We start from the raw sequence: 11,231 nt of genomic DNA, 5'->3' as shown, positions 1-11,231 counted from the left end.
CGATGTCATCGGCGGTTATTTGACAGAGGTAAATGTCACTAGTCCCACGGGTATTCGCGAGATCGATCAATTGAACAATGTCAATTTAGGACAGCAAGTCATTGAGTGGCTGGCAACTCGGCACTAATTGGCGATCGATTTTACTGATTTTTGTGTTTACTCGTTGAGATTGATCGTCAAGATCCCATCGGTCATTTGCCCGATATTCATCCCATCTGGCGATACTAGCAGTGGTGGCGTATCGACGATCGCAAAGTCATATAAATGGGAAATTTCTTGAATTAATAACTTCATCCGATCGGAGTCAAAACTAAACAGCGGCGTTGGCAAAGTTGTCCCCGCCGTTAAGACATCTAAATTATCCATCACTCGCCATGATGCCTTCTCAAATTCAGCCGTACCTGCGAGTAGTTCACTCAAGCCTTTATTTAGGGGTAAACTCCAGACTTGATGCTGATATGGATTGCGGATATCGGCATCAATTAATAACACTCTTTGACCCAAACCGGCGATCGCGGCTGCTAGATTAGCCGCTTTTTGGGACTTTTCTTCATTCGGCACTGTACTAGTAATGGTAATAGTTTTGAGGATTTTTTTTGAGTTGGCAAATCTCAAGTTAAATTGAATAATTTGCGACATTTCTGTGGCCAGAGACTGACGCAACTCACTCACCGCAACTTCTAGTTTCGTTTGATTGACGCTACTATCATCACTAAAATAACCAGAGTTGGGATCTGGAATCTTGCCTACCAATCGATGTCTGAAGATCTGACTGATATCTTTAGAAGGTGCCTTTAATTTATCGGTCATTTCCAAAAAAGCGATCGCACTCGTCGCCAAGAAAGCTCCACCGATCAGGCTCATGCCACCAACTAGATACTTGATATTATTGTCTGGCCGATCGGGAACGCTTGCGCTATCGATGATGCGAGCATTTGATGTATGGTTATTTCTGGCTAGCTCTAATTCCTGAACCTTTTTTAAGAGATTCTGATATGTAGATTTAGACACTTCTAATTGTCGTTCTAATTGATTTTGGGTTTGCACCAACTGTGGCATGACCCGTACTCTTTGTTTGTAAGCATTTAGGGCATTTTGGAGCGATCCGACTTTTTTAAGCGCACCACTTCGCTGCACTTCTGATTGCAGTAATTCTTTGATGAGATTTTGCTTAGTGTCACTGACTCGTAGTGCTGCTGCTGGCAACTCAGTAGTACTACCAGTCGTGCTGAGAATTTGCTGTTTTAATAGTGCTGTCAATTTGACTTTCTTCTCTTCTAATCCGACGACAATAGGATTATTACTAGAAAATCGGCTATTTTCGACTGCTAATTGTCTTTCTGTATCTTGAATTTGAGTAATGATACCTTGAATGGCTGGCGATTGACTAGTCGCGCTAAATGTCATGGCATCTTGCGAATTGAGATTGATTTTCTGATGAAATTCTTGATTTTGAGCAGTGAGTTCTGCTAATTGTGATTTAGCTGTTGTAATTTCGGTTTCGAGATTGCTGATCTTGCTAACTGCTGTTTTGGATTCCTCTGCTAAATCTAGAACCTGATGTTGCTGTTTGAATTTACGGACGGCGATCTCTGCTCGCGCGAGAGCTTTTTGGGTTTGGGGTAACTGTCGCGACATAAATTGACTAGCTGCTTCGGCCTCAGCGCGATTGGCGAGCATATCACGTTCGATATAAAATTGCATGAGTGTGTTAACTACCTTAGCAGCTAACTGCGGATCGCGATCTTTATAACTTATTTGTAAAATATCGGCACCGCCAACTAGTTTAATTGCTAGTGCTGATTGAAATTCGGCAACTTTGAGCGGTTCGCCACGATCGTTTTTGAGCTTTAATTTGTCGCTCGTCTGCTGCAATAACACGCGAGCAGACATGAGTTCCATCTGAGTCGAGAGCGGATTTTGATTTGATACCAGTGGTTTCAAATCTCCTGAGTCACTACCTTCGACATTACTGGAGACTAGATTAGATCCAACTACTTTATAAGTGGAGTTTTTGAATAATAATCTTCCCTCAGCTTGATAAGTCGATTTTAGTAAGGATGCCGCCAATATTCCGAGCACGACTGTAGCTGTAAAAATGCTTAGTGCCGGCACCCATCTCCTTTTGACGATCGCCAGATAATCAATAAAGTTTAAGTCAATAGACTCTTTGGATTTTGGCAGGCTCTGCATGTAATCTATTATGAAAATCTCATTTAACTTACTATTATAACAACTATATTTCATTCACTAAATCCGTCAAACTGCCGACCGCAAAAGTAACTGCATGTCAAAAATATCACTGAAAATCCATCGAGCTACGTAAGTAATTAGCGATCGCCATGATGTCGATATCGACAAAAAATTGATATCATCTGAAGATATAAAAATAACCAATGGCCTAATTAATGTTAGTAACAGTCATGTCATTGTTAAAATTAGGTCGATCTCTTATGTCTCCATCTGGTCGCCAGATCTTTATCCCATGCCGATAGTTGCTCTCGATCGAGCGATCGCCGCCGCGCGCCAAGGTCAACCGATCGCTTTTCCTACCGATACCGTACCCGCCTTGGCCACGCTCCCCACCCATGCCGACGTAATCTTTCAAACCAAACAACGTAGTCACGATAAACCACTGATTTTGATGGCAAGTACGATTGCCGAGCTGTGGCAATTTACCCAGGGTACCGATCGCGAACTAGCAATTTGGCGATCGGTGGCCGAGCGATATTTACCTGGTGCGCTGACGTTAGTATTGCCCGCAGCTGATTTGGTACCAGCAGTGATGAATCCCCTTGGTACTAAGACGATCGGATTACGAGTCCCCGATTGCGAGATCGCCCGATCGCTCTTACAGAGAACTGGCGCTTTAGCGACTACGAGTGCCAATTTATCTGGAGCGCCACCATTAATGACCATGACGGAGATTAGCAACACTTTCCCTCAAGTATTTGCACTCCAGCTCGCAACAGATTTACCCTCATCGGGACAGCCATCCACTGTGATCCAATGGCACCAAACTGGCTGGCAACTACTCAGATCGGGCACTGTTAATGTTAGCGACCTAGACTAATGGCGGATTTTAATTTTACTGATTTACGATAAATTGCTGATTGTGGTATTTTATGATACCAAGCTAGGATTGTCATTATTCCGCGTACATCTGTCGTCAGTTGCCCAATACCAGTAAATTCTCAGTGCCGTACGCGTCCAAAAATTAGCTACAATGGGATGCTGTGTCGCGATCTTGCGAACGGTATTCAAGTAGGAGGTTTATTATGTCTCGCGTATGTCAACTGACCGGGAAAAGAGCAAACAATGGGATGGCAGTTTCTCACGCTCACAACCGTACTAAAAAACTGCAACAAGTTAACTTGCAGTGGAAACGAGTATGGTGGGCTGAAGGCAACCGTTTCGTCCGTTTGAAGCTTTCAACGAAAGCAATCAAAACCCTCGAAATCAAAGGTTTGGCAGCAATGGCAAAGGATGCAGGTGTGAACCTCAACAAATTCTAGCGGTCTAGATCCCCCGCTGGGGGTATCTGGCTGCCAATTTAATGCCTACGAACCAGCCCCAGCGATTTTTACTATTTTGGTACCGTCAATGGCAATGCCGACCGATTCTCGGAGATCGAGACGCTACTGACGATCGCCATCCAGTTCAGACCGGCGGGTTTACGCTGTCTGAAGTGTTGCTCGCAATTTTACTCACGACGATCTTTGTCGCGGTGGCTCTGCAAGGGATGGTCGTCGCGATGTTACTCAAGTCCAAAGCCTTGCACATGGCGGAAGCCGATCGGTGGGTACAAGCAGATTTAGAGCAGATTCGATCGCAACTCACTGTCCCGCAACTGCCCTTTGCGGCCAATCGGTTGCGCTGTCATCCCACTAGTATCGATTTGGGATTTGCCGACTTAGTGCGGGACAATCTTGCTGGGGGTAATGTCACTGGCATTAATGATTATCCACTAGCAATTCTAACTGCCACCAGTCGCACTGGCAAAACTTTTCAAATTGCCAGAACGCTGACTATTCCCCTTACTCCCGAAAATCCCGACGCTAAAATTCTGGGGATTCAATATAAGGTTACGCCTACGAATCAGGGTAGTTTAGAGCTGCCAATTTTTCATATCTATACGGAGGTGATGGCTGATGCTGCACTCCAATGCCAATAGGTCACTCGGCTTTACCTTAGCCGAGTCATTAATTATCGTGGCGATCGTCGGGATTTTGGTCGCGATCGGGATGCCCAGTCTCAAAGCAGCGATCGATCGAGCAAAGCTGGTTCAAGCCACAGATCTAGTTGTCGGTAGTCTCCAACAAGCCCAACGCGAAGCCATGCGACGCGATCGCGGTTGTACGCTGACATTAGATAAAATCGGTCGCAAAATTGTTGGCGATCGGGGGTGTTTGTTATCTGGAGATCGCTATTTACCAGACTCGATCGAGATCGATTATACCGGAGCTGCTGGGGATATTCCATACGGAATTCGCGGCAATACTACTACTAATAAAACAGTGGTTTTGTCGGTCAGAGATAATCATCAGAATGCACGTTGCTTGACCATCTCTGCCCCTTTAGGCATCATTCGCTTGGGTAGTTACGATTCGATCGCTCATAGCTGTCGCAAGCTCGTCTGAGTGTTGATATTTAGATCGATAAATCGACATTAACCAAAAATTTATTAGCAAAATTGATGCTCCCTAAATTCTCCACCACCAGGATCGATCGCGCGCGTACTCAAGCTGGGTTTGCGATGCCGCTAGCTCTAGGCATGGGTTTAATGATGATTATTATTGCGGCTAGCCTAATTGGGCGTTCGCAGAGCGATCGAGCGACAACTGTTTCCCAACGAGAGCTAAATCGAGCCTTGAGTGTGTCCGAAGCTGGTGCGATTAGATTTCAATCATTCCTCGATCGCCACAAATTACTAGCCACAAAAAGCTTCGCCCAGTGGCGACTAACACTCGATAGTTTACCATTATCGCAATCGAGCTGTCGTTTGATCGATATCATTGCGGCCAAGCAACAAGCTGATTTATTTCAAGCTAGTACTTGGATTGCTTTAGATAATAGCGATGCGAACAAAGGTAGATATCGAATTATCGATTATCAGTATCAAAACGGCGTAGGTAAATTAAAGGTAGCTGCCGAAATCGGTACTTATAATAATCCGCAAAATATTTCCAAACACAGTCTGATTGTCGATATCCCGATCGGTAGCGAATCAGCCGGGATTGCACCGCCAGCACTTTGGGCAAATACATTCAACCTCAGCACCACGCAACCGATTACCGGACAAATTCAAGGAGCGACTTGTCCACAGTTAGCAAATGTAGATGTCGATGGCATCACTGGTGTCGAAGCCACGAATATCGCCCTGATTAGTGGCGTACCCAGCGGCCAAATTATTGCCGATCCATTTACACCAATTCCGGCTCCAAAAGTTGCTCCCACTAACGCCATCCCATTACCCGCAATTACCGCTTCAATCCAATTGCCACGCGTAGGATCTGGCGATGTACCGGATGTCAACCATGAATACCATTACCTCGTAGATATCGACAATCCCAGCTCTGGATATTCAATCAAATTACAAGATCTCGATCGCCTCACTATTAATGTCACTGCTAATCAAAAAATCAATCTTTATCTCAAGGGAAATATCGATTTCGCCGGCAGTCAAACTGTTAATGTCAATTCCGCTCATCCCAATCTCCGCATTTATGGTAGTACTCAAACTATCAGATTGATTATTAAAGATACCGCAGCCATTACCGCCTTCATTCACGCCCCATTAGCCGATGCCGAGAGTGTCCATGCCCTCACGCCCAATCCCAATCCCCAGATTACTGGTGCTGTCTGGGTGAATAGTTGGAACTCGATGACTAGTCAAAATCAATTGCCTATTATTCAATCAGGTACCTGGTCTGATTTTGGGATCTCCAAACTAGAACAACCATCCCAACTCAGTCCGATTAGTTATTGGCAACGAGTCGAAAATTAGCTGAAGATCGATCGCTATCTAGATATAATGAACTTAAAAATTAAAGCAATAAATTGGCCTAATTGTCTGGCAATTTCGCAAAATCGAAGAGGATTTACATTGATTGAATTACTAGTTGCTTTGGTGATTACTGGCATCGTCATTAGTATGGCTGGTAGTGGCTTATATACACTAATGAAAGCAAATCAGCGCGCTCAGATCGAGACAACCGATCGATTAGAGTTAGAACAAGCACTAGCATTCATGATTGATGAAATCAAAATGTCCAAACAAGTATTGACTAGTCCACCAGTAGTCAATGGGATAATTCATTTTCAACCCGCATCAGGAAGTAGTCGCTTCAAACCGATTTTGATTTTAAGTCCATCTGCAAATAGTGGCTTAACTAATTCGATCGTGTATTATATCGCTGATCCACCTAATAGCAGCGTATGGTTGGGGCCGAGAGTTATTTATCGCTGGGGGCCAACTTTATTGCAAAATGGCAACTATAGCGATGGTAATAATCACGATCTCACAACACTCCCGCCTAATTCACCAGTGGACTACTATAACGAAGTTCTGATTGATCGAATCAGCGATCTACCTGCTGCAACTGCGAATGTTGCTTGCGAACCTGGCTACAATAATCCGGTACCGATCGTCACCGATCGACTGGGATTTTATGCTTGTATCGCAACTGATAATAAATCGGTTAAGCTCTGGATGTACAAGCAATCCAATCCATCTGTAAAAAGTCAATCGATCGATGCGTTAGTTGTGACTCGCAGTAATTAGTCTCTATTTATCGATTATGACGATCTTGATTACCACCACACAGCTTCAAGTAATTCATCAACATGCGGAAACTATCTATCCCGAAGAATGTTGTGGAATTTTGCTAGGAACAATCGATAAATTCACCAAAACTGTTGTCGAAGTTATTCCAACCATGAATATTTGGGAACCAGCCGAATCGATCGATACTCCCGCAGCTAGTGGCGAATTAGCTAGAACTAAAACTAGTCGTTATACCATTCCACCACAAGATATTCTGCAATCCCAAAAACGCGGACGAGATCTAAATCTGAATATTGTAGGCTTTTTTCACTCGCATCCCGACTACCCAGCTACGCCTTCAGTGTGCGATCGAGATCTAGCTTGGTATGTCTATTCCTACCCGATCATCTCAGTAGTTGATGGCAAAGTCACAGATCTCCAAAGTTGGGTTTTGGACGATCTGGGTGTATTCCAATTAGAAGCAATTCAGCAAGTGGACGAATAACCCTATCGTCGATCGGTTGTGGGGGTCAGGGGATCTAAAATCCGATTTAGGACTCGTAACTGATCGGCAGTACCCATACAAATCAGCATATCCTGACCCATCAAGATCGTTTCTCCCGTCGGCCCGACAATCAGGCTGCCATCACGACGACGAATTGCCAATACTAGCGAACCAGATTGCGATCGCAGTCTCGCTTCGCGCAATGATAAACCCGCAACCGGACAAGTACTCGCATCGATCAAAAATTCTTCCATATAAAAAGATCGATCGCTAGCAACAATCCCATCCATAAAATCCATCACCTGGGGGCGTAGTGCCGCCGCAGCCATCCGTTTTGCCCCAGTAATATATGGAGAGATCACTTTATCAGCTCCAGCGCGCTGGAGCTTCAGGACAGCCTCCTCGTTACTGGCACGCGCGATCGCCCGGATTTTGGGATTGAGCGTTTTGGCAGAGAGGATGATGTAGAGATTTTCGGCATCAGAAGGCAATGCTGCTACCAAACAAGCTGCTTTTTCTACACCCATCTTCAGCAGCGTTTCATCAAGCGTTGCATCGGCTTGGATTGCACTGTGCCCCTCTGATTGGGCAATTCTAACCTGATCGAGACTAGCATCTGCGATCACAAATGCCGTCCCCTCCGCTGCAAATTCAGTAGCAATTTGTCGCCCGATCCGTCCGTAACCACAGATGATAAAGTGTTGCGCTAAAGAGTCCACAAGTTTTCGTTGTTGTCTAAGTCTTCTACCTTCTCCAAAATAGCCTTCAATCAACGCTTCCGTAAATCGATTGACGATATACCCGATGGTAATCACCCCAGCTAAGATCAAGGCGATCGTAAAGATATGTCCGCGATCGCCCAACGGGTGCGTTTCGCCATAGCCGACCGTAGTCAGGGTAATGACGGTCATATAGACCGCATCCAACCAGTGCCATTGCTCTACGAGGCTATACCATAGCGTGCCTGCAATAAATAAGAAGCTTAGGGCAAAGCCACCCCGCTGTAAGTCTGTCCTGATGCGACGATATTTTTGCTCGACGGAATCCATTAAATTAGTTGACAGTTGGCAGTTGATGGCATGGTCATCAGTAAAGATGGGTACTGCTGACTTTAAATAGCACAGCAATACCCATATTATCGATTAGCTTTTAATCGTCACTAGTTGCGGAAATTACAATCCGGGAATATTTAGACCACTAGTGAGTAATTCCATCCGTTCGCGCATGGTAGCGGTGGATTTATCGTAGGCATCCATCATCGCATCGAGGACTAGTTGGGAGAGTTCTTCGGGACTCTTGCCAGCAGCATCAGCACCGATACTGACTCTGCGAGGTTCTTGGTTGCCGCTCAAAGTTACTTTCACGCCACCTGCTTCGCCTTCAATTTCCATTTGCTCCAGTTCTTCTTGGAGCTTTTTGGCATCTTCTTGTACTTGTTGGGCTTTTTTGAAAGCGTCAGCAAGTTCTTTCATCTTGCCGAGACCGAAGCCGCCAAATCCTTGTCCTTTAGTCATAATCTTTTAATTGTTAGTCAATCTAAACAATATCCCATCTTACTGGAGTCAGGGAATTCGGGGGTGAGGGTATCCGTCAGTTACCGAAATTAGGCTTTAGGCTTTAGGTTAAAGAGGTTGTGAGTACTACCGAGCCTAGTTAGTCTATTGTAACCATATCATTTGGAGATCGAAATCCCTGAATCTCTGAACGTTTCATTCCCTAAAGCCTAAAGCCCAACACCTCAAACCTAATTTAGAATTCGCCGAGCATTTTCACTTCGGGTTCGAGTTCGATCGCGTATTTGGCTTTAACTTGGCTTTGGACAAAGTAAATCAATTCGCGGATCTCAGTCGCTGTGGCATCTTTGTGATTGATAATAAAATTGGCATGGAGCGTCGAAACTTCCGCGCCGCCAATCCGATAGCCTTTTAGCCCCAATTCTTCGATTAAGGCGGCTGCATATAGGGGTGCAGGATTGCGAAAGACGCTGCCACAACTGGGGCGGTCGTATGGTTGTTTGCTGTGACGTTTTTCCAAGTCGCGGAAAGTGCGGGATTTGATTTCTTCTGGTTCGCTGGCTGCTTGCAATTTGAATTTGGCACTCAGGACGATTTTGGTCTCACCTTGGAGATTAGACGTCCGATAGCTATAGTTTAAATCGGCATTTGTCAGTGTCTCGATCGAGCCGTCAGCGTTGAGAATTTCAGCACTGATCAAAATCTCTTGAGTACTATGTCCATGCGCTCCAGCATTCATCACCACAGCTCCGCCGAGGGTGCCTGGAATTCCTGCTGCCCATTCCATACCACCCCAACCTCTACGAGCTGCTTGCCAAGCTAGGCTGGCGACCATTTTACCTGCGTCTGCGACGATCGATTGAGTCTCACGATCGAATTGAGTATCTACATGTCGTAAATGTCGAGTGCAGATCGTTAAACCTGCCAAACCCCGATCGCTAATTAATAAGTTCGATCCCGCCCCAATCACCGTAATTTGGAGACCTTGCTGTTTTGCCCAAGCTAGTCCAGCTTGCGTCTCAACTAGGGTTTTGGGTTCGAGATACCACTGCGCCAATCCACCTACTTTCCAAGTCGTCAAGCCTTTGAGCGATACACCAGCTCGCACCAGGCAATCTGTTGGTACTTCCACATCTCGATCGGTATTTGCTGCAACTTTGACTGATTGCTGAATCTGAGTAGTGAGAGTAGGTGACGCCGCCGGGGTGACGCTGCGGGAACGATCTTGAGAAAGTGTCATGGTGGAAAGGTAAGGTAGTGTGGTGAAACCGGGGTTAGTCAATCGCAATCCGAAGCGAATCAGTATCTAGCTCAAGCTCGATCGATTACAAAATAGTATGAAGTCGATCGGGCGAGAGTTTCATGAAAGTAGTGGGAATCGTTGCATAATACACTAAATCTCAGATATTTAGACTACAATTTTTGGTTAGACAATTCCAGCAGTGGTTTGATACGAATCAACAATGCTCGGAATAATCTGATTGAGATTGCCAGCTCCCAGGAACAGGCAAATGTCTCCGGGCTGGAGTTGCTGAGTCAGGAATTGAGATACAGCTTCGAGCGTCGGTTGGTAGCAAACATGCTGGTGGTAAAGACCGATCTGTTCGACTACTTTTTCGCCACTGACAACACCAGTATCGGCCTCGCCAGCACTATAAATATCTGTAATAATTACTAAGTCAGCATCTGTAAAAGATTGGGCAAACTCAGTCAGAAATTCCAAAGTACGGCTGTATCGATGGGGTTGGAAGACGGCGACTACCCGACGCTCTGTCCCGACACGCAAGCGCGCGGCACTGAGTGTAACCAAGATCTCACTGGGATGGTGAGCGTAGTCATCGATGAAAGTAATGTTATTCTGGTAACCTCGAAGTTCAAAGCGTCGCTTGGCACCATCAAAAGTCCCTAAACCACTAGCGATTGCTGGAAATTCCAAGCCGATCTTCCGACCGACGGCAATGACGGCTAGTGCATTACTCAAATTGTGTTTTCCTAATACCCCTAATTTTAGAATGCCCAATAATTTGCCATATTCATATACATGCGCAGAAGTTCCTGCGGCATGATACTCAATGTTATCGACGGTATAGTCGGCAGCTTGCCCTGGCTCGACACTATACGAGAGCGTGGGCTGGATGCGATCGCGCACGATCGCACAATCAACAGAGCCGATTGTCACTTCACATTGCTGACTGAAGGTGGTAAAAGTCTCAATGACTCGATCGAGACTCTTATAATGGTCGGTATGATCCAATTCGATATTGGTAACGATCCCGATCTTGGGTGAGTGTTTGACTAGAGAGCCATCTGACTCATCGACTTCAGCCACAAAGTATTTGCTGTTCCCGACCCTGGCGTTGCCATCCCAGGCAGTCACTTCACCGCCCACCACGATCGTCGGATCGACACCAGCAGTCATCAACATATAGCCAATCATGCTGCTAGT

At 45.5% G+C, this 11,231-nt stretch carries 13 protein-coding genes and 1 pseudogene; 8 read left to right on the top strand and 6 right to left on the bottom strand.

The annotated features are described in order from the left end of the window. Positions 1 to 127: pseudogene (locus tag RMO27_RS00660) on the top strand (glutathione synthase); the annotation flags it as partial. 29 nt (positions 128 to 156) lie between these two features. On the opposite strand, the gene RMO27_RS00655 reads toward RMO27_RS00660, so the two are convergent. After that, entirely contained in the window at positions 157 to 2,193 is a 2,037-nt protein-coding gene (locus RMO27_RS00655) for a polysaccharide biosynthesis tyrosine autokinase (protein ID WP_309728079.1), read from the bottom strand. A gap of 292 nt (positions 2,194 to 2,485) precedes the next feature. On the opposite strand from RMO27_RS00655, the gene RMO27_RS00650 reads away from it, so the two are divergent. Then, a complete protein-coding gene (locus RMO27_RS00650; protein WP_309728077.1) occupies positions 2,486 to 3,073 on the top strand; it encodes an L-threonylcarbamoyladenylate synthase in 588 nt (195 codons plus the stop codon). Between the two features lie 50 nt (positions 3,074 to 3,123). On the opposite strand, the gene RMO27_RS00645 is transcribed toward RMO27_RS00650, so the two are convergent. After that, positions 3,124 to 3,264: a hypothetical protein gene (locus RMO27_RS00645; RefSeq protein WP_309728075.1), complete on the bottom strand. Its 141-nt coding sequence runs from the start codon at positions 3,262 to 3,264 to the stop codon at positions 3,124 to 3,126. A gap of 14 nt (positions 3,265 to 3,278) precedes the next feature. On the opposite strand from RMO27_RS00645, the gene rpmB reads away from it, so the two are divergent. The 6 genes from rpmB to RMO27_RS00615 are packed head-to-tail and all read left to right on the top strand — an operon-like array spanning position 3,279 to position 7,271. Next, complete coding sequence (gene rpmB, locus RMO27_RS00640; protein ID WP_309728073.1) at positions 3,279 to 3,515, top strand: 50S ribosomal protein L28; 237 nt, start codon at positions 3,279 to 3,281, stop codon at positions 3,513 to 3,515. 41 nt (positions 3,516 to 3,556) lie between these two features. Beyond that, positions 3,557 to 4,174, top strand: a complete 618-nt coding sequence (locus tag RMO27_RS00635) for a hypothetical protein (RefSeq protein WP_309728071.1) — start codon at positions 3,557 to 3,559, stop codon at positions 4,172 to 4,174. Then, entirely contained in the window at positions 4,152 to 4,640 is a 489-nt protein-coding gene (locus RMO27_RS00630; protein WP_309728069.1) for a GspH/FimT family pseudopilin, read from the top strand. Before RMO27_RS00635 ends, RMO27_RS00630 begins: the two co-directional genes overlap by 23 nt. Positions 4,641 to 4,696: 56 nt before the next feature. Then, positions 4,697 to 6,007: a hypothetical protein gene (locus tag RMO27_RS00625; protein ID WP_309728067.1), complete on the top strand. Its 1,311-nt coding sequence runs from the start codon at positions 4,697 to 4,699 to the stop codon at positions 6,005 to 6,007. A 27-nt stretch (positions 6,008 to 6,034) separates the two neighbouring features. Continuing rightward, entirely contained in the window at positions 6,035 to 6,784 is a 750-nt protein-coding gene (locus RMO27_RS00620; RefSeq protein ID WP_309728066.1) for a prepilin-type N-terminal cleavage/methylation domain-containing protein, read from the top strand. A gap of 16 nt (positions 6,785 to 6,800) precedes the next feature. Continuing rightward, complete coding sequence (locus RMO27_RS00615; protein WP_309728065.1) at positions 6,801 to 7,271, top strand: M67 family metallopeptidase; 471 nt, start codon at positions 6,801 to 6,803, stop codon at positions 7,269 to 7,271. 2 nt (positions 7,272 to 7,273) lie between these two features. Here the strand turns inward: RMO27_RS00615 and RMO27_RS00610 are convergent, their stop codons facing one another. From RMO27_RS00610 to murC, 4 genes are all read right to left on the bottom strand, one after another. Next, positions 7,274 to 8,320, bottom strand: coding sequence for a potassium channel protein (locus tag RMO27_RS00610; RefSeq protein ID WP_309728064.1), 1,047 nt, complete (start codon positions 8,318 to 8,320; stop codon positions 7,274 to 7,276). 123 nt (positions 8,321 to 8,443) lie between these two features. After that, entirely contained in the window at positions 8,444 to 8,785 is a 342-nt protein-coding gene (locus tag RMO27_RS00605) for a YbaB/EbfC family nucleoid-associated protein (protein ID WP_309728063.1), read from the bottom strand. Between the two features lie 235 nt (positions 8,786 to 9,020). Further along, entirely contained in the window at positions 9,021 to 10,025 is a 1,005-nt protein-coding gene (gene murB / locus RMO27_RS00600) for a UDP-N-acetylmuramate dehydrogenase (RefSeq protein WP_309728061.1), read from the bottom strand. 186 nt (positions 10,026 to 10,211) lie between these two features. Then, positions 10,212 to 11,231, bottom strand: a 1,020-nt coding sequence (gene murC, locus RMO27_RS00595) for a UDP-N-acetylmuramate--L-alanine ligase (RefSeq protein ID WP_309728059.1), incomplete at its 5' end; no start/stop codon positions are given.

Origin of the sequence: Chamaesiphon sp. OTE_75_metabat_556 (assembly GCF_031378165.1) — a bacterium.
Lineage (GTDB): Bacteria > Cyanobacteriota > Cyanobacteriia > Cyanobacteriales > Chamaesiphonaceae > Chamaesiphon.
Note: the sequence above shows the minus strand (reverse complement) of the source record. Positions and strands in the feature narration are given on the sequence as shown.

What these genes read in the sequence shown, in the direction of transcription:
- RMO27_RS00615 (WP_309728065.1), top strand. Translation starts at nt 6,801, where the DNA reads ATGACGATCTTGATTACCACCACACAGCTTCAAGTAATTCATCAACAT.
- RMO27_RS00605 (WP_309728063.1), bottom strand. Translation starts at nt 8,785, where the DNA reads ATGACTAAAGGACAAGGATTTGGCGGCTTCGGTCTCGGCAAGATGAAA.
- RMO27_RS00625 (WP_309728067.1), top strand. Translation starts at nt 4,697, where the DNA reads ATGCTCCCTAAATTCTCCACCACCAGGATCGATCGCGCGCGTACTCAA.
- murB (WP_309728061.1), bottom strand. Translation starts at nt 10,025, where the DNA reads ATGACACTTTCTCAAGATCGTTCCCGCAGCGTCACCCCGGCGGCGTCA.
- RMO27_RS00620 (WP_309728066.1), top strand. Translation starts at nt 6,035, where the DNA reads ATGAACTTAAAAATTAAAGCAATAAATTGGCCTAATTGTCTGGCAATT.
- rpmB (WP_309728073.1), top strand. Translation starts at nt 3,279, where the DNA reads ATGTCTCGCGTATGTCAACTGACCGGGAAAAGAGCAAACAATGGGATG.
- RMO27_RS00630 (WP_309728069.1), top strand. Translation starts at nt 4,152, where the DNA reads ATGCTGCACTCCAATGCCAATAGGTCACTCGGCTTTACCTTAGCCGAG.
- RMO27_RS00655 (WP_309728079.1), bottom strand. Translation starts at nt 2,193, where the DNA reads ATGCAGAGCCTGCCAAAATCCAAAGAGTCTATTGACTTAAACTTTATT.
- RMO27_RS00635 (WP_309728071.1), top strand. Translation starts at nt 3,557, where the DNA reads ATGCCTACGAACCAGCCCCAGCGATTTTTACTATTTTGGTACCGTCAA.
- RMO27_RS00610 (WP_309728064.1), bottom strand. Translation starts at nt 8,320, where the DNA reads ATGGATTCCGTCGAGCAAAAATATCGTCGCATCAGGACAGACTTACAG.
- RMO27_RS00650 (WP_309728077.1), top strand. Translation starts at nt 2,486, where the DNA reads ATGCCGATAGTTGCTCTCGATCGAGCGATCGCCGCCGCGCGCCAAGGT.